Genomic DNA, 18838 nt, shown 5'->3' on the forward strand with positions numbered 1-18838 from the left:
TTCTCCGCCTCAGTATCAGGTTACATTTCTACAATATTTAGCTGAATGTTTTAAAAACAAGCGCGATAATGTAAAAAGAAACATAAAAAAACCTGTTTTCCACGAAAGCAGGTTTAGCGTTTTTATTGATTTGCCAAGATAACAGCAATGTGATCCTCAATGTCTTTGCCATCCGAGTCATCAATCAAACCGTTTAGAAGAATAGAGAAAACAAGCGTTTTTCCGCTCTTTGTTTCTGCATAGCCAGACAGAGAGCTGACAGTGCTTAACGACCCGGTCTTTGCCCTTATCTTTCCTTCTGCCGGGGTGTCTTTCATGCGGTTTCTTAGCGTCCCGCCTACCAGTCTGTCACTGTTCCCCGCTTCCGGCAGAGCATGCAGATAAGGTTGAAACCACTTTTCATCTTGAATGTCATATAACAGCTTTGTGATTTGGTCTGATGATACGGCGTTGATATGAGAGACCCCCGAACCATCCCTCAAAATAAGTGTTTTGGGATCAACGCTGAAATTCGGAAGCGTACTGTTTAGCACTTCAAGCCCTTTTTCCCAGCTGCCCTCTCCTTTTTCCGCTTTCCCCATCTCTTTTACAAGTACCTCGGCGTGCCCGTTATTGCTTAATTTCATAAAAGGAAGAAATAGCTTTGACAAAGGCATTGAGTGATGAGTGGCCAGTACGTCTGAAGAGTCGGGTGCTGTGCCCATTATGATTTTCCCTTTTACTGTTATGCCTTGTTTTTTAAGAGCCTGCTTAAATAAATCTAAAGCATATCCTGCCGGCTCCCAGACGGAAATCCACTCTTTTGTTTTGCTCGCATCAACCGGTATGCTCCCTTTAATCGTAATAGTATTGGTTCCATGTTCTCTTTCGATAGAAAGATCTTTCTTTTTTCCCGCCTCAACTGTTTTCGCCTCATTCTCAATCGCTACATAATCCGTTTTTGGTGACACTGATATTGCTGGCTTTTGTCCTTCTTTCTTTCCCGGACTGGCTTCTACTATCACAGTGCCTGCATCATAGTCCTCATTTGGAGACGCTGTCAGTGCGGAAATTTGCGCGCCGTAATAAGTGTACTCATCACTCCATGGCAAATCAGGCGAATAGCGGATATGATCATACCATGAGTCATCGGCGACAAGATTGCCTTTTATGGACTTGATGCCGGATTTTTTCAGCTTTTCGGCCATTTGATCAAAATCAGCTGGTAAAAGTGTCGGATCTCCTTTTCCTTTCAGATAAAGGTTGCCATTCAGCTTTTGTCCTTTGAGGCGGCCGTCTGTCCGCACTTCTGTTGTGAAAGAAAAATCCTCACCGAGAACAGAAAGTGCCGCGGCGGCTGTAAAAAGCTTCAAAGAAGAGGCGGGTCTCATCCGGACATCCCCTAAATGGTCGTATATGACGTCGCCTGTTTCTGCAGAACGGACAGTAATGCCGGCCATTGCACCTTTTAAAGCAGGTTCATTGGCTAAAATGGTTTCAATCTGCCCGGCAAGTGTATCCTGTTCTTCAGCCGCATGTGCAGCATGATGCATATATGGAATGGAAGCAAAGATGAAAAGCAGCAATATTACAAAATAAAGCTTCATGCTTTTTCCCATTTTCTTATCCCGCCTCTCCTGATTGGCTATCGATGATTACGCTCAATCGTGATGCTGCTTTTTACTGTCTTCTCTTCACCAGGCTCTAACACTTGTAAGCCAGTGAGTGACGAAGGGAGCTCAAGGTTAACTGCGTTTGTCACCCATGTATAAGGCTCCGGGCACAAATACCCTTGTGTTCCATCTGCATTATACACAACCCAATGCTTAAATTGTTCATCCGCCTTGTAGATCATATTCAGGTGTGCATGCTGATGGTAAATGACAGCCTGATTTTCTCCCCCTCTCTTCTGATAAGAAGATAAAAAGACATCATCAAGCTGCTGCCGTAAGAGCATTCCTTCGTGCAAAGCTTCCTGATTCGGTATATCAATCAGCTTTCCGGTCGGCAATAAACGTTCATCCAATTCCCATTGCTGATCAGCAGTAAGAGAAAATAAAGAGCTCTCTTCCGGGAAAACGAAGGTCGTATGATAACCAAGCCCCCAAGGAAATGCATCCTTCCCTTTATTCATGATCGTGGCATGCTTATAAAGAGTGTTATCTATTAAAATGTATGTCATCCGTACAATAGCATGATGCGGAAATTGTTTATAAACATGGGGAATCTCCGAAAGATCAATTTCAGTTTCTATGATCACTTCTTCGTCTGTTTGTTTCATTGTTATGATGTCCCACTTTTTGTCATAGAGAAAGCCGTGAAGGTGATGGTGTTTATCCTTTTCATTGATATCAAAATGATACGTTCTGCCCCGGAAGGTGAACGTTCCGTCACTTATGCGGTTAGGCGGAAACAAAATGGGAATTCCATACAATGCAGGTGTGTCATGAAAGCTTTCAGTTGTTTCCGGTTCTCGTAAAAGGTGCATCTTTGTTTCTTTGTCTACGAGAGAAATGACGTTGCTGCCCCACTCAGGCACGACTATTATTTCCAAATGCTCATTACCCGCTTTGACAGCTGGTGTTCCTAAATACGTCATCTTTTCAATATAATTTGTCATGTGTACTCAACCTCTCCTTAATTCAATGCTTATATATGAATTCAATTCAGTGTGCACTATTTCCTCCATTTTATGTTTTCCCTTTAGTCTTTAAGTAAACAAAAAACACCATTCAAAATGAACGGTGTTCTCTTGGAGTTTATTGAATCAGACGTGTAATCTGCTTCTTTTTCCAAATGAATTGATAATACCCGTAAATCAAAAGCAAACTCACGGCAAATGCTGCCGGATAGCCTACCCAAATGCCGAGTATTTCAAGATTTGTATAGTGAGACAGAACAAACGCGACCGGCACTTCGATTCCCCAGATGGCGAAAATACTGATGAGGGTCGGCCATAAAACCGTTCCGCTTGCACGCATCGTCGCAGAAATAATTTGGGCATTCCCAAACAGCAAATAGCTCCATAATGTAATCATCAAAAGCCTGTGTGCAATGTAAAGGGTATCTTTCTCGGTCAAAAATAATGCTAAAATCTGATGTGCAAAAAGATAGATAAGGAGGATCAGCACACCGCCAATGATATAATTCAGCCAAATACCGACCCGAATGACTTGCTTTAACCGGTCAAACTCATTCGCTCCAATAGATTGAGCAGCGAAAATAGACACCGCGATCCCCAGACTGACAGCCGGCATTTGCACATAGCTGGCTACCTGATTGACCACGCCATATGCTGCGGTTGCATCAGAGCCATAATGATTGACGAATGAAATGACCGCTATTTCCGATAGTGAGACGAGAATCATGTTAATGCTTGACGGAATACCAAGACGCAGCAGAAGCGCCAGCAGTTCCTTATCCATTTTCAAATAACGCCGCACTGTCTTATCAAATTGCAGCGGGTGTTTCGTTTTCCGCAGATACACCAATAATACGATAAAGGTCACAATTGTAGAAATAACCGTTGCGTAAGCAGAGCCGTAAATGCCCAGCTTCGGCAAACCGAACATGCCGAGAATTAAGATTGGTAAAAGTGCTATATTGATGACTGTGCTTACAATCAATGTATAAAACGGTGTCTTAGAATCTCCTGTCCCCCGCAAGAATGTGGTATAAGCAAAATATAAAAACATAAACGGCATTGCGCAAAATAAGATACGTGCATAGCTGACACTGACATGAATTACATTTTCCGGCGTGCCCATGAGACGCAGAATATCTAAGGTGAATATACTGCCGATCACAGCTAACACAATTCCTAATAAAAAGGTGAATGTCAGCGTTGTTCCGACAACGGCCTTTAACCGTTCCTCATTTTTTGCCCCATAGGCTTGCCCGATAAGAATGGAACTGCCGGAACCGATGCCGATCGTAAATGAAATGAGAAGAAAAAACAGCGGGAAAAAGGATGAGACAGCTGCAAGCGCATCTACGCCAAGCCATCTGCCCACAGCGACCATCCCGACTAATTGGCCCACTGATTGCAGCACATTGCTCAGAAGGAGCGGCACTAAAAATAGTGACATTGACCGCCAAACAGATGGATTGCTCTTCTTCTTAGATACGGGATTTTCTTGTAATGTTTCCATATGAATGACTCCTTTATTTAAACTCGTTTCACTAACGTGCTCCCGTTTCTTTTGAAATGAACACGACATGCAACATGTAACTATTCACCACAGTACTTATAAAACCCTTCCCGATTCTCCTATTTTTACACATTTTTCAATCTGCCAGAATAAACTAGTGCGATACAGCATAGTCTTTTGGTGAGATGAAAGAATAAAAAATAATTTATGCAAAAGTATTGTAATCTAAACGTAACTATTGTAACATTTGCAACATAAGAGAAAGAGATTTTAAAGGAGAGAGCCACATTGAAAAAATATCTTCTATTTCTAACCACTATTGCACTTATTCTGTCATTAAACACAAATGCATTTGCGAAAAACACATCCGGGGATTTATCACAAAAACAAGCATTGCAGCTGGCGCTAACAGCAAGAGAGCATTTTTGGAATACAATGAGCGGACACAATCCAAAAGCGAAAAAAGCAGTTTGCCCATCAGGCACATTCGAGCATCAAAACCTTCAGTACGTATACATGTGCAGTGACCTTGGTACAAAAGAAAAAGCTGTGAATTACTTAACACCTATTTTCTCAAAAACAGCGATTGAAAAAGGCTTTAAAGACTATCATTTCATTGTGTCAAAAGGAAAACTGGCTGTTCCGGTCGGTGACGGAGACAATCTCTTAAATTGGGAAAAATCAACCGCTAAACTCATTTCTAAAAAAGGCGGCACAGTCACATATGAATTTACCGTTCCTACTTTGGACGGATCACCTTCAGCAAAACGGAAAGTGACATTTGTAAAAGAGAATAAAAAGTGGAAAGTAAATCGCTTTGACGCAGTTATATAAGAAAAAACGCCCGTTTTTCTCGGGCGTTTTTTATGTTCAGCATAAAAAAGCAACGGACGTATCGTCCATTGCCCTTTTGTTTTATTACGCTCTAGGAGAGATTCGAACTCCCGACCTGCAGTTTAGGAAACTGCTGCACTATCCGCTGTGCTACTAGAGCATTTTTAATATCTATATAGTAGCTCCGATTGTTACGATTTTCAAGCGATTTGATTTACAGCCCTCCAAATACCTTATAAGCAGCTCTTGTTGTATCTTCATCGATTCCAATATAACGCATTGTAATCGAAGGTGATGAATGATTAAGGATCCTCTGCAGCTCAGCGATATCTTTTGTCCGCTGGTAGAAATGATAGCCAAATGTTTTCCGGAGCGTATGGGTCCCTATTTCCTCAAGTCCGCACGCTTCGGCTGCCTCTCTTAAAATTCTGTATGCCTGAATCCGTGAAATTGGCTTTCTGGTTCGGACAGATTTAAAGAGATATTCATTTTCTTTCATGTCTTTCGTATACTCGTATATTTCTGCTTTCAAAGATTCTAAAATGAGAATCTTCCTTTTCTTTTTTGTTTTGCTTTCAGTCGCCCATAAATGGTCTTTATTTCTGACATCTTTCACTTGAAGCGGCAAAATATCAGAAATTCGGAGCGCGCTGTTAATGCCGAAAATAAACAAAAAATAATCACGCTTGTTTTTGCTGCGTAAATACTGTTTCACATCTTGAATTTTCTCTAAACTGCGGATCGGCTGTACAATATGCATCAAAAAACTCCTTAAAAACCGTTATGTAACGTTTTGAGGTCTATGTTACTATTATAGCGGAAAAACGTTGAATGTCAAAGTTCGGAGGCATTTATGTAACATAATATACATAGTGTTACATAAGCAGAAAAAAGATCTCTTGAAACGCCCTATCTTCTGAAATGACATTTACAGGCTCATATAAAGCTTTTTCAACTCCTGAGACAAATCACTCTAATCCTTCCCGAAAAAGCCCTTAAAACGCAATATGACGCTTTGCTTTTCGAGATGCTCTCAAAAAAAGATGCAAAAAAAGACACAATTTCAAATTGTGTCCTAATCCTCATCCTTTACATCAATATCTTCGGGGATCGGTTCATTTAATATTTCCTGCACGAGCGCTTTGTAATTCTCCAGCTGTTCGAGATGCGTTTTGAACTGTCCCTTATAAATCAAAAATTGCTCACCGTCATGAACGGCCCTGATTTTTCCTTCGAGCACCAAACTTTTAATATAATCCTCTGAAAGATTTGCATATTCTGCTGTTTCTTTAATCGTTAAATACATATAGCATTCCTTTCTTAATCCGTATGCTGTTTCTACTATAGCACATGACTTACCCCAATATAATCAATTTCACACAGAAATAAGGTCGGATGATATAGATAATATACCATTTGTCACTTGTGAAACCGCTGTATTTTTTTTACGCTAAGATTGTAACATAACAGCTTAATAGGAGGGAGAACATGAAAAAAACGTGGAACGTCTGTTTAGCAGCCCTGCTTAGTGTTCTGTTAGTCGCTGGATGTGCTCCATTTCACGCGGAAGCTAAAAAGCCGCCCAAAGGCTATGACGAGTACAAACAAGTAGATGTAGGCAAAGACGGAATGGTTGCAACTGCGCATCCTCTTGCTTCAGAGATCGGAGCTGACGTCCTGAAAAAAGGCGGAAATGCCATTGACGCGGCGGTTGCCATTCAGTTTGCGCTTAATGTCACAGAACCAATGATGTCAGGTATTGGCGGCGGCGGTTTTATGATGGTGTATGACGGAAAAACAAGAGATACGACGATCATTGACAGCCGTGAACGCGCTCCCGCAGGCGCAACTCCGGATATGTTTCTCGATGAAAACGGCAAAGCGATACCCTTCTCCGAACGTGTCACAAAAGGTACTGCCGTTGGTGTTCCGGGTACACTGAAAGGGCTGGAAAAAGCCTTGGATAAATGGGGAACCCGTTCGATGAAACAATTAATTTCCCCCTCTATTAAACTCGCTGATAAAGGCTTTCCGATTGATTCAGTGTTAGCAGATGCGATTTCTGATTATCAGGAAAAATTATCACGGACTGCCGCTAAGGATGTATTTCTGCCGAATGGCGAGCCGCTTAAAGAAGGCGATACGCTCATTCAAAAAGATCTGGCCAAAACCTTTAAGCTCATTCGTTCGAAAGGCATAGACGCCTTTTACGAAGGCAGATTTGCCAAAGCCCTTTCTGACACTGTTCAGGATTTTGGGGGATCAATGACCAAAAAAGATTTAGAAAATTACGACATTACGGTTGACGAACCGATTTGGGGAGAATATCAAGGCTATCAAATCGCAACGACTCCTCCTCCAAGCTCTGGCGGCGTGTTTTTGCTGCAAATGCTGAACATTCTCGATGATTTTAACCTTTCACAATATGATATCCGCTCATGGGAAAAATACCATCTGCTCGCTGAAACCATGCATTTGTCTTACGCTGACCGTGCGGCTTATGCAGGCGATCCCGAATTTGTAAATGTTCCTCTCAAAGGTTTGCTTCACCCCGACTATATAAAAGAGCGCCAGCAATTAATCAGTTTAGATGAAGTCAACAAAAAACCAAAAGCCGGTGATCCTTGGAAATACGAAGAAGGAACCGCAAACTATAAGCAAGTCGAACAGCCGAATGATAAAGTAGACGGCCAAACGACACACTTTACCGTCGCGGACCGCTGGGGCAATGTTGTTTCCTATACAACAACAATTGAACAGCTGTTTGGAACAGGCATTATGGTTCCTGATTACGGCGTCATTTTAAACAATGAACTAACAGATTTTGATGCGGTTCCAGGCGGAGCCAACGAAGTTCAGCCGAACAAGCGGCCGTTAAGCAGCATGACGCCGACGATTTTGTTTAAAGATGACAAACCAGTTCTCACCGTCGGATCTCCTGGAGGGGCAACGATTATTTCTTCCGTGCTGCAAACCATCCTCTATAATATAGAATATGGAATGGAGTTAAAAGCAGCGGTTGAAGAGCCGAGAATTTACACAAACAGTATGAGCTCCTACAGATACGAAGACGGAGTTCCAGAGGATGTACTCAGCAAATTAAAAGACATGGGCCATAAATTCAGCACAAGTCCAGTGGACATCGGAAACGTGCAAAGCATTTTTATCGACCGTGAAAACGGCACCTTCAAAGGAGTAGCCGATTCAAGCAGAAACGGCGCAGCGATCGGAATTAATTTAAGACATAAATAAAAAAAGAAAAACTGTACTCATTTTTGCCGAGTACAGTTTTTTTGCTGTGAACGATTAATCTTGCCTATGGTTCTCGCAAACTCCTTAACGCGAATCTAATGTCGGTACGAATACCTTTCAATATAACATCCAGACATGTGCCAGATAACAATTCGAAACACATAAAGGTTTGATCAGCTAATCAATTCATAGACCTTAAAGCTTCTTTGTTTTTTTGAAAACAGTCTCTCCAGCTTACGAAAACAAAAATCTATCCCGTATCCCCTGCTATTGTTGAATCTTCTCTTCTTGATTAGCCTGATGGGATAAATTTGGTTTCGTTCAATTCTGCAATAAACCGCTGAAATGCACTGGTCATAAAAAAGTCTTTTCTGTAAATAAACACGATCATCATATCCTGATATGATGCGGGAAGCTGGTGAACGTACACCCTTTGGCGATGGACAGAGCAGGCAATGGCCGACTTTGGCAGCAGCGCCGTTCCCAAACCAGCGGAAACTCCTCTGATAACGGCTTCCAATGTGCCAAATTCTATGATTTTTTGCTGTTGAATACCGGCTTCCTCCAATAATCTTTTGACCCTATCGCGATGAGAGCAGCCGGTTCCAAAAAAGAGCATCGGCAGCCGAAGCATGTCCTCTATCGCCCCTTCCTCCGGTGAAATCAACACCAATTCCTCATGGGAAACAGGAATTTGTTTGATATCCATGTATTCAACAGGACCGTAGACAAAAGCGCCATCCACCTTATGATCTAGAACTTGCTGAACCAAGCTGTGCGTATCACCTGTGTTCACTGATAAATCAACTTCAGGAAAACGTCTAAGGAATGAAGCTGCATGTTCAGGCAGGTGAGTGACCGCTGTTGTTTCCAATGCTCCAAGCCGCAATGGCCCTTTCGGATGCTGACTTAACTGCGCTGATTTCTCAGCTTCGTCTAATAATGATAAAACTTGATCTGCGTATTGTAATAGGTTTTGCCCTGCAGCCGTTAACTTCATTCCACGATTTGTCCGGTGAAATAACTTGATATTCAGATCTGTCTCAAGCTTATGGATTCTGGCTGTTACATTAGATTGAACATAATTCAGCTGCCGGGCTGCTTTTGTTATACTTCCTTCACGGGCAACAGCCCGGAATATCTTTAATTCTCCGCTTTCCACACGCTGTCACCTTCTTGTTATGATTAAAAGTGATACCGGCAATCATTTTTGTTCATTTTACTTGAAGAAAACCGCTGTGTAAAATATGTGAAGATCATAGATTACGAGGAATATAGGAGGCAGACGGCATGAAAGCGGTTATTCATAACGGAAAAAGCGGACTTCGGGGGTTAGCGTATCAGGACCTCTCTTCTCAAAATCCCGGATACGGAGAAGTGAAAGTAAAGTTGAAAACGGCGGGATTAAATCACCGGGACCTGTTTCTCATGAAAAATAAAACTGAACAAGATCATGAGTTTATTCTGGGCTCTGACGGTGCTGGCATTATTGAAGCGGTCGGTGAAGGTGTAGATGATCTGGCTGTTCAAACAGAAGTGGTGATTTTACCGACTTTGAATTGGGAAGTAACAGATGATGTACCTCCTGTTCCGGATATTTTGGGAGGCCCTTCAAACGGAACACTTGCTGAATATGTGATCATTCCTTCACAAAACGCAGTAAAAAAACCTTCTTATCTATCCTGGGAGGAAGCAGGCGTGTTGCCATTATCAGCTCTGACCGCATATCGAGCACTTTTTACAAAGGCCCAATTAAAAAAAGGCGAGCATATTTTGATACCCGGAATTGGAAGCGGCGTTGCAACCTACGCGCTAGTAATGGCTAAAGCGATTGGAGCAACTGTAAGCGTAACTTCTCGAAGCGAGGAAAAAAGAAAAAGAGCAATACAATTAGGTGCTGACCACGCTTTTGACAGTTACAGCAATTGGTCTGAACATCTTCAAGGACAAAGAGCTGATGTCATTCTCGATAGCATAGGACCGGCCCTCTTTTCAGAATACTTTGATCATGTTAAACCGAATGGCCGTATTGTCAGCTTTGGTGCAAGTTCGGGTGATAATCTCAGTTTTCCGCTGCGTTCTTTATTCTTTCCGCAAATCAATATATTGGGAACGTCGATGGGTAGCAGTGATGAATTTCATAAAATGCTGCATTTCATGGAAAAACATAAACTTCGGCCCGTGCTTGACCGGACATATCCTATAGAACAAGCACATGAAGCATATACCAGAATGCAGGAAGGCAGCCAGTTTGGGAACATCGGGATCACAATAGATTAAAAAAGAAACCGGCTGACAAACAGTCCGGTTTCTTTTTTTATATAATCCCCTTTATTTACGGCAGAACTGAACTCCCCATCAAATATCGGTCAACTTCACGCGCCACTTCACGGCCTTCATTAATCGCCCATACGATTAAACTTTGGCCTCTTCTTGCATCCCCTGCGGCGAAAACACCATCGATATTTGTTTTATAATCCCCATATGCTGCGCTGATTTTGTTGTTATTAGAATCAACACCGAATTGTTTTAAAAGCGGCTGTTCTGTGCCTTCAAAGCCGATAGCGATAAAGACGAGCTGAGCAGGCCATACTTTTTCAGTTCCAGGCAGCTCGCGGAACTCGTATTTTCCATGCTCATTTTTCACTTTCTCCATTTGAATCGTATGGAGCTCTTTCAATTTGCCGTTTTTATCGGCAACCAATTTTTTTGTTTGGATCGAATATTCTCTCGGGTCTCTTCCGAATTTTGCTTCTGCTTCTTCATATGCATATTCAAGCGTAAAGACGTGCGGCTGTTCAGGCCACATATTATCATTCGTGCGAGCCGGAGGAAGTTTCGGGTGTTTGCCGAATTGGTGCACGCTTTTGGCTTTTTGGCGCAAAGCGGTAGCCACACAGTCAGCTCCTGTGTCTCCGCCTCCGATCACGATAACATCTTTCCCCTTCGCATCAATGAATCGCTTGTCTTTAAAGTTAGAATCTAAATAGCTTTTTGTAGCAAGCGTCAAGTAATCCATCGCGTAGTGAACACCTTTTGATTCGCGCCCCTCGATTAATAGATCCCGCTGTTTTTGAGCACCTGTGCAAAGGATTACGGAATCAAATTGCTCTTTCAGCTCATCGGCCGTTATATCAACGCCAATTTCCGTATTTGTAACAAAATCGATTCCTTCTTGCGTCAGCAACTTAATACGGCGTTCGACAATTCCTTTTTCAAGTTTCATGTTTGGAATGCCGTAAGTTAAAAGTCCGCCCGCTCTGTCTGCGCGTTCAAATACAGTGACAGAATGTCCAGCTTGGTTCAGCTGGTCAGCACTCGCAAGTCCGGCTGGACCCGACCCAACGATGGCAACTTTTTTGCCTGTTCGTTTTTTCGGTATTCTAGGCTGAATCCAGCCATTCTCAAACCCTTTATCAATAATGGTCCGTTCAATATTCTTAATCGATACGGCCGGGTCGGAAATCGCTAGTGTACATGACCCTTCACAAGGAGCGGGACAAACCCGCCCTGTGAATTCAGGAAAGTTGTTTGTTTTTACAAGCCGTTCTAATGCTTCTTTCCATCTGCCTCGGTAGACAAGATCGTTCCATTCAGGAATTAAGTTGTAAATCGGACAGCCGGATGTAAATCCGTTAATGTCGGCACCGATCTGGCAAAACGGTGTACCGCAATCCATACACCGCGCCCCCTGCCGTTTCGACGCTTCTTCTGAAAAAGGAGCAGAATATTCCTTCCAGTCCTTTAAGCGAGTGAGAGGGTCTCGCTCAGCTGGTTTTTCTCGTTTGATTTCCATAAATCCAGTTGGTTTCCCCATGTTCCTCTCCCCTTCCTTACTGTACTACCGCTTGTTTTTGTCCCGCCGGCGCTTTTTTCTGCTTTGGTTTCGTATTGGCTTCAAACGCGTACATGACGGCTTCTTCCTCAGATAAGCCCGCAGCTTTTTGCTCTTCGATGCTCGCAAGCATTTGTTTATAGTTTTTCGGAATCACTTTAATGAATGTTTTCACGCTGTCTTCCCATTGTTCAAGCAGGTCTGCTGCTTTTTGGCTGTTTGTATATGCAGCATGCTTTTCAAGCATTGCTTTAACTTGCTGAATTTCTTTTTCATCTTCTAATGACTCTAACAAAATCATTTCAAGGTTGCATTTGCGTTTAAATGCTTTTACATCTTCGGCCAATACATACGCGATTCCGCCGGACATACCAGCCGCGAAGTTTTTGCCGACATCACCCAGTACGACAACACTTCCGCCTGTCATGTATTCACAGCCGTGATCACCGATGCCTTCAACAACAACATTCACACCGCTGTTCCGAACGGCAAAGCGTTCACCTGCACGGCCGTTAATATATGCTTCTCCGCTCGTCGCGCCATAGAATGCTACGTTGCCGATAATTACATTATCATGTGATTCGGAGTTGAATCCTTCCGGTAATTTGACAATGATTTTTCCGCCAGACAGACCTTTTCCGACGTAGTCATTTGAATCTCCGTCTAAATAAAGCGTCATGCCTTTTGGAACGAACGCTCCAAAGCTTTGGCCGGCTGATCCTGTGAATTGCAGCTTAATCGTATCTTCCGGAAGTCCTTCTTCGCCGTAACGTTTCGAAATTTCACTGCCTGTTACAGTACCTGCTACACGGTTTGTGTTATTGATTTCGACTGAAATACCAGCTTCTTTTCCCGATTCGATGGCATCTTTTACAGCAGGAAGAATCGTTGTGATATCAAGCGATTGATCAATTTTATGGTTTTGCGGCGTTTGGAATGTCCGTACGCCTTCCGGCTGATAAAGAAGTGTGGACAAATCAAGCTGGCTCGCTTTCCAATGCGCCTTTGCCCGCTCACTCACGTTAAGTGCGTCAGTGCGGCCGATCATTTCATCGAAAGTTTTAAAACCTAATGCAGCCATGTATTCACGGACTTCTTCAGCAATAAACAACATGTAGTTCACAATATGATCAGGATCTCCCATGAACTTTTTGCGAAGTTCAGGATTTTGAGTCGCTACCCCGACAGGACATGTATCCAAATGGCAGGCGCGCATCATAACACAGCCGAGAACAACTAACGGAGCAGTTGCGAAACCGAATTCTTCAGCGCCGAGCAATGCGGCCATGACGACGTCCCGGCCTGTCATAAGCTTTCCGTCTGTTTCTAATACAACACGATCACGGAGTCCGTTCAGCATTAAGGTTTGGTGCGCTTCTGCAAGGCCAAGCTCCCACGGAAGCCCTGTATGTTTAATGCTTGTTTTAGGTGAAGCACCTGTACCTCCGTCGTAACCGCTGATAACGATGACATCTGCAGTTGCTTTAGCAACACCCGCAGCGATCGTTCCGACACCAGCTTTTGAGACCAGCTTCACGCTGATTCTTGCATCACGGTTCGCATTTTTTAAATCGTGAATCAGCTGGGCTAAATCCTCGATTGAATAAATGTCATGGTGCGGAGGCGGTGAAATCAATCCGACCCCAGGTGTTGATCCGCGGACATCGGCAACCCAAGGATACACTTTATTGCCTGGCAGCTGTCCGCCTTCTCCCGGTTTTGCGCCTTGCGCCATTTTAATCTGCAGCTCATCGGCATTGACTAAGTAATGGCTCTTTACACCGAATCGTCCGGATGCAATTTGTTTGATCGCGCTTCTTCTGTCATCGCCGTTTTCATCAGGCACAAAGCGTTTTGGATCTTCTCCGCCTTCACCGCTGTTGCTTTTTCCGCCCAGGCGGTTCATCGCAATCGCTAATGCTTCGTGGGCTTCCTTGCTTAATGATCCAAATGACATCGCACCTGTTTTAAAACGTTTGACAATCGATTCAGCAGATTCTACTTCCTCCACTTTTAGAGGCTTGCGGTTTTCATCAAATGAGAACAAGTTTCGCAGAAATCCGATTCGTTCTTCATCTGCCGCTTTCGTATATTGTTTAAACAGATTGTAATCATTTCTGCGGCACGCCCATTGCAAGGTGTGAATCGTTTTCGGGTTAAATGCGTGATGCTCTCCGCCGTTTCTCCATTGGAAGTCACTTCCCGGTTCAAGCGTTTTGCTGTAGTCATCTTTATACGCTTCCTGGTGGCGGCGCTGCGCCTCTTCGGCAATGGTATTTAAGTCAATGCCGCCGAGCTGTGATGCTGTTCCCGTAAAATAAAGGTCAATCACGTCACGGCTGATTCCTACCGCTTCAAAGATTTGGGCGCCCCTGTAGCTCTGTACAGTAGAAATCCCCATCTTCGACATCACTTTTACGACACCTTCGGTAATGCTTTTTCCATACTTGCTGACCGCTTCTTCATAGCTGATATCCAAACGGCCTTCATCAATTTCCTGCTTGTAGGTCGCATATGCCAGATAAGGATTGACAGCATCGGCTCCATAGCCGATTAGAGCTGCGAAGTGATGAACTTCACGTGCTTCTCCCGATTCAACGATAATGCTGACTTTCGTGCGCAATCCTTTTCGGATTAAATGCTGGTGCAGTGCGCTGACTGCTAACAGCGGCGGAATTGGCGTTAACTGCTCATTCATTGCTCTATCGGACAAAATCAAAAGACTGACGCCTTGGCTGATTGCTTTCTCAGCTTGAGTGAACATGTCTTTTAACCCGCGTTCAAGATCTTCTGAAAACAGCACATTCATTTTTTGGCTTCTTAAATCAGGATGGACGATGGTTTTCAGCGCATAAAACTGCTCATTGGATAACACGGGTGTATACAGCTTGATTCGGCGGACGTTCCGTTCATTCGGATGAAGGAGATCGCCTTCTGCTCCGAGCCAAGTCATTGTTGAAGTCACGAGCTGCTCGCGAATCGCGTCAATCGGCGGGTTGGTAACCTGTGCAAACAATTGCTTAAAATAGTTAAACAGCGATTGCGGGCGATCAGACAAAACAGCAAGCGGCGAATCGTTCCCCATTGAGCCGAGAGGATCTTTTCCTTCTTTAATAACAGGAATTAAATATTTTTGAATATCCTCATATGTGTATCCAAACGCTTTCTGACGCGTAAGAAGATCCGTGAACTGCTCTTCCTCTCTTGTTTCCGGATCAGGATTCACTTGCACAAGCTCTTCCTCAAGCCATTTTTGGTACGGATATTCAGTTGCGATTTGTGTTTTTACTTCTTCATCAGAAATAATGCGGCCTTCTTCCAGGTCAATTAAAAGCATTTTTCCTGGTTCAAGGCGGTTTTTATATAAAACGTTTTCCTGTTCAACCTCAATAACGCCGACCTCAGATGAGAAAATAATATAATCATCTTTTGTCACATAATAACGGGCCGGACGTAAACCATTTCGGTCGAGTATTGCGCCGATTTGTTTTCCGTCAGTAAATGAAATGGCCGTCGGACCGTCCCAAGGCTCCATTAATGAGCTGTGATACTCATAAAACGCTCTTTTTTCTTTAGACATGTGCGTATTTTCTGTCCATGGCTCAGGAATCAGCATCATCGCCGTATGTGCCGGCTTGCGTCCCGCCATAACGAAAAACTCAAATGCGTTATCTAAAATGGAAGAGTCACTGCCGTCAGCATTCAGAATTGGAAGAATTTTATTGAGATCCTCACCAAAACTTTCAGACACAAATTGCTGTTCGCGTGCTCTCATCCAGTTGATATTTCCTCGAAGGGTGTTAATCTCACCATTGTGAACCAAATAACGGTTTGGGTGTGCTCTTTCCCATGTAGGGAAGGTATTAGTGCTGAAGCGTGAATGAACTAGTGCAAAAGCGGATACGAATGCCTCATCTTGCAGATCGGAATAAAACGCATCAACCTGTTCAGGTGTTAAAAGGCCTTTATAAACGATAGTTTGGCTTGAAAGACTGGCAAAATAAAAATCTAGACCTTCCGTTACTCCCCAGTTTTCAGCCTGTTTACGAATGACATACAATTTTCGCTCAAAGGACAAATCATCCTTCAGGTCAGAACTTGCGCCAATGAATACTTGACGGACAAACGGACAGCTTTTTTGTGCTACTGTTCCGATTTTTCCGACATTTATAGGTACAGTTCTCCATCCAAGCACAACTTGGCCTTCCTGTTCAATCAGTGCATTGATTTGCTTTTCGATTTTTTTTCTTTCAGCTTCCTTCTGCGAGAAAAAGACCATTCCTACCCCGTAACGTCCTTTTTCCGGCAGATTGATGTCTTTGCACTCTTTCTTAAAGAAAGCATCAGGGATTTGAACCAGTAAGCCGGCGCCGTCTCCCGTATCCGGATCACTGCCTTGACCTCCTCTGTGGTCGAGCTGGCAAAGCATCTGCAGCCCCTGTTTGACGATGTCATGTGTCGCCTTGCCTTTTAAGTGCGCATATAGGCCGATTCCGCATGCATCATGTTCAAATTCAGGACGGTAGAGACCTTGAGCTTTTGGCATTTGATTGTAAGTCATAATTCCTCTCCCCCGATCAGTTTCCGATAATACCGGTCATAAAATCTAACAACTCTAATATTATTGTAGGTTTTCAAAACGATATAAACAATATATAATTTAGATCAAAAGAATCTCAAAATGAGATAGATGGATGTGAGACTTACATGGAGCTGCGCCAACTGCGTTATTTTATGGAGGTTGCTGAACGTGAACACGTTTCAGAAGCCGCTGATTATCTGCATGTGGCCCAATCAGCAATCAGCAGACAAATTGCAAACCTTGAAGAAGAATTAAATGTTACTTTATTTGAGCGTGAAGGGAGAAATATCAAACTCACTCCGATTGGAAAAGAATTTTTAATTCATGTCAAAACAGCGATGAAAGCCATCGATTATGCAAAAGAACAAATTGATGAGTACCTTGACCCGCATCGCGGAACCGTAAAAATCGGCTTTCCTACAAGCCTCGCCAGTCAGCTTCTGCCGACTGTCGTTTCGGCATTTAAAGAAGAATATCCGCACGTAGAGTTTTTGCTGCGCCAAGGCTCTTATAAGTTTCTGATTGAAGCTGTCAGAAACCGCGATATCGATTTAGCGTTATTAGGCCCGGTGCCGACGAATTTTCCAGACATAGCAGGACATATTTTATTCACGGAAAAAATTTACGCGCTTGTACCTTTAAATCATCCGCTCGCCAAACAAAAAACGGTCCATTTAATCGATTTGCGCAACGATCAATTTGTGTTGTTTCCGGAAGGCTTTGTGCTCAGAAAAATGGCGATTGACTCTTGCAAACAAGCCGGGTTTGCCCCTCTTGTCTCTACAGAGGGTGAGGATTTGGACGCTATCAAAGGATTGGTGTCCGCAGGTATGGGTGTCACCCTTCTGCCGGAGAGCACTTTTGCGGAAACGACACCCCGATTTACTGTGAAAATTCCAATTGAGTTTCCTCAAGTGAAACGGACTGTCGGGATTATTAAGCCGAAAAACAGAGAGCTTGCACCGTCAGCGCAGGATTTTTATGAGTTTGTCATACAGTTTTTCTCGAAATTGGAACAGTATCAATAAAAAAGAACCCGAGCTTCTCTGGAGAAGTTCGGGTTTTTTGTTCCCGTGTATTTCTTCTACTTAATATACAGGCAAAGATAAATCCACATGGCATACAAACGCTTCTGGATCAATCACAGCTTTGTTTTTCATGCCTTTATTTTTTTCGGGTGTCTCAAGCTGCGAGGAAGAATAATTGACGATCCCGAGGCCGATGTCTTCACCATGAGAATCAGTCAGGCGGACAACAGCGCCGCTTTTAAATTTTCCTTTAATCTCCCTTACACCATCTGGGTATATATGCGATTGACCGTCAGCTATTTGGCCGGAACAGTCATCTGATAACACAATTTCACCTTCTGGTCCGGAATTAAAAGCGATCCACTGCTCTTTTTGATTCAACGGAAGCATTCCCTCAGCTTCAAAATAGGTGCCTTCCGCCTCTCCATGAACAGCTTGATATAATATATCTGCAGCGTCTGCCTGGCCAAGAAATCCTTTTATGCCGGATGCCATCACAATTTTAAACGCATCCAGTTTGGACCGCATGCCTCCGGTGCCGACTTCGCTGTCTGTATCGCCTGCACACGCTTCAATTTCCGGTGTAACCTCACTGACTCGCTGCACCCTTTTCGCTTTTGGATTATTTCGCGGATTGCCGTCATATAAACCGTCGATATCCGATAAAATCACAAGAAGATCCGCATCGATTAATCCGGCGACTTTGGCCGCAAGTGTATCATTATCGCCAAACTTAAGCCGATTGACGGTCACTGTGTCATTTTCGTTAATTATCGGGATAATACCGCGTTCGAGCAGTACATTCATTGTGTTCCGAACATTGTGATATCGATATTCATCAGAAAAGTCGCTTCTTGTAATTAAAATTTGGGAAGCTACATAACCGTGCGCCAAAAACAGCTTTGAATAAGCCTCCATCAGCAACCCTTGACCGATTGAAGCAGACGCTTGTTTTTCAGGCAGATTTTCTGGTCGCTGAAGAAATCCGAGCTTGCGATATCCTGCTGCTACTGCGCCGGAAGAAACCAGGATGACTTCATATCCGGCGTCTTTTAGTTTGGCGACCTGGTCCACTAAAGCTTCCAGTTTGCGAATGCTGATTTCCCCATGAAGACTTGTCAATGAACTGCTGCCGATCTTCACGACAACTCTTTTCATTTCTGTTTCAGACGTCACT

The 18838-nt window shown here is 43.4% G+C and carries 13 protein-coding genes and 1 tRNA gene; 4 read left to right on the forward strand and 10 right to left on the reverse strand.

The features are described from left to right. Positions 1 to 122: 122 nt before the first annotated feature. The 3 genes from dacB to P3L57_RS10015 all read right to left on the reverse strand — a co-directional run bounded on the left by dacB (position 123) and on the right by P3L57_RS10015 (position 4130). On the reverse strand, positions 123 to 1598 hold the full coding sequence (dacB, locus tag P3L57_RS10005; protein ID WP_069487397.1) for a D-alanyl-D-alanine carboxypeptidase/D-alanyl-D-alanine endopeptidase: 1476 nt from the start codon (positions 1596 to 1598) through the stop codon (positions 123 to 125). Between the two features lie 26 nt (positions 1599 to 1624). Next, positions 1625 to 2599 carry an aldose 1-epimerase gene (gene galM / locus P3L57_RS10010; RefSeq protein ID WP_069487396.1) on the reverse strand — a complete coding sequence of 325 codons (975 nt, stop codon included), beginning with the start codon at positions 2597 to 2599 and terminating at the stop codon, positions 1625 to 1627. Between the two features lie 139 nt (positions 2600 to 2738). Beyond that, positions 2739 to 4130, reverse strand: a complete 1392-nt coding sequence (locus P3L57_RS10015; protein WP_059336512.1) for an MATE family efflux transporter — start codon at positions 4128 to 4130, stop codon at positions 2739 to 2741. 288 nt (positions 4131 to 4418) lie between these two features. On the opposite strand from P3L57_RS10015, the gene P3L57_RS10020 reads away from it, so the two are divergent. Then, positions 4419 to 4964 (forward strand): IseA DL-endopeptidase inhibitor family protein, encoded by a 546-nt coding sequence (locus P3L57_RS10020; protein WP_069487395.1) that lies wholly within the window; start codon positions 4419 to 4421, stop codon positions 4962 to 4964. Positions 4965 to 5051: 87 nt separating this feature from the next. Here the strand turns inward: P3L57_RS10020 and P3L57_RS10025 are convergent. From P3L57_RS10025 to P3L57_RS10035, 3 genes are all read right to left on the reverse strand, one after another. Continuing rightward, positions 5052 to 5124: transfer RNA gene (locus P3L57_RS10025), tRNA-Arg, on the reverse strand. A gap of 54 nt (positions 5125 to 5178) precedes the next feature. Further along, complete coding sequence (locus P3L57_RS10030) at positions 5179 to 5724, reverse strand: site-specific integrase (protein WP_044155674.1); 546 nt, start codon at positions 5722 to 5724, stop codon at positions 5179 to 5181. Positions 5725 to 6039: 315 nt separating this feature from the next. After that, on the reverse strand, positions 6040 to 6270 hold the full coding sequence (locus tag P3L57_RS10035; RefSeq protein WP_024121629.1) for an excisionase family DNA-binding protein: 231 nt from the start codon (positions 6268 to 6270) through the stop codon (positions 6040 to 6042). Positions 6271 to 6452: 182 nt separating this feature from the next. Here P3L57_RS10035 and ggt point away from each other — a divergent pair, with 182 nt between their 5' ends. Next, entirely contained in the window at positions 6453 to 8216 is a 1764-nt protein-coding gene (gene ggt, locus P3L57_RS10040; RefSeq protein ID WP_069487394.1) for a gamma-glutamyltransferase, read from the forward strand. A gap of 292 nt (positions 8217 to 8508) precedes the next feature. On the opposite strand, the gene yofA is transcribed toward ggt, so the two are convergent. Next, positions 8509 to 9378 (reverse strand): LysR family transcriptional regulator YofA, encoded by an 870-nt coding sequence (gene yofA, locus P3L57_RS10045; RefSeq protein WP_059293219.1) that lies wholly within the window; start codon positions 9376 to 9378, stop codon positions 8509 to 8511. A 128-nt stretch (positions 9379 to 9506) separates the two neighbouring features. Here yofA and P3L57_RS10050 point away from each other — a divergent pair, with 128 nt between their 5' ends. Beyond that, on the forward strand, positions 9507 to 10496 hold the full coding sequence (locus P3L57_RS10050; RefSeq protein WP_069487393.1) for a zinc-binding dehydrogenase: 990 nt from the start codon (positions 9507 to 9509) through the stop codon (positions 10494 to 10496). Positions 10497 to 10551: 55 nt separating this feature from the next. Here P3L57_RS10050 and gltD read toward each other — a convergent pair whose 3' ends face one another. Together gltD and gltB are read right to left on the reverse strand one after the other, a co-directional pair. Beyond that, entirely contained in the window at positions 10552 to 12033 is a 1482-nt protein-coding gene (gene gltD, locus P3L57_RS10055; protein WP_044155668.1) for a glutamate synthase small subunit, read from the reverse strand. 16 nt (positions 12034 to 12049) lie between these two features. Continuing rightward, on the reverse strand, positions 12050 to 16612 hold the full coding sequence (gltB, locus tag P3L57_RS10060) for a glutamate synthase large subunit (protein ID WP_069487392.1): 4563 nt from the start codon (positions 16610 to 16612) through the stop codon (positions 12050 to 12052). Positions 16613 to 16758: 146 nt separating this feature from the next. On the opposite strand from gltB, the gene gltC reads away from it, so the two are divergent. Then, positions 16759 to 17661, forward strand: a complete 903-nt coding sequence (gltC, locus tag P3L57_RS10065; RefSeq protein ID WP_044155665.1) for a glutamate biosynthesis transcriptional regulator GltC — start codon at positions 16759 to 16761, stop codon at positions 17659 to 17661. Positions 17662 to 17721: 60 nt separating this feature from the next. On the opposite strand, the gene proB is transcribed toward gltC, so the two are convergent. Then, on the reverse strand, positions 17722 to 18837 hold the full coding sequence (gene proB, locus P3L57_RS10070) for a glutamate 5-kinase (RefSeq protein WP_069487391.1): 1116 nt from the start codon (positions 18835 to 18837) through the stop codon (positions 17722 to 17724). Position 18838 lies beyond the last annotated feature (1 nt).

It is taken from the genome of Bacillus sp. B28 (assembly GCF_029536185.1).
Lineage (GTDB): Bacteria > Bacillota > Bacilli > Bacillales > Bacillaceae > Bacillus > Bacillus halotolerans.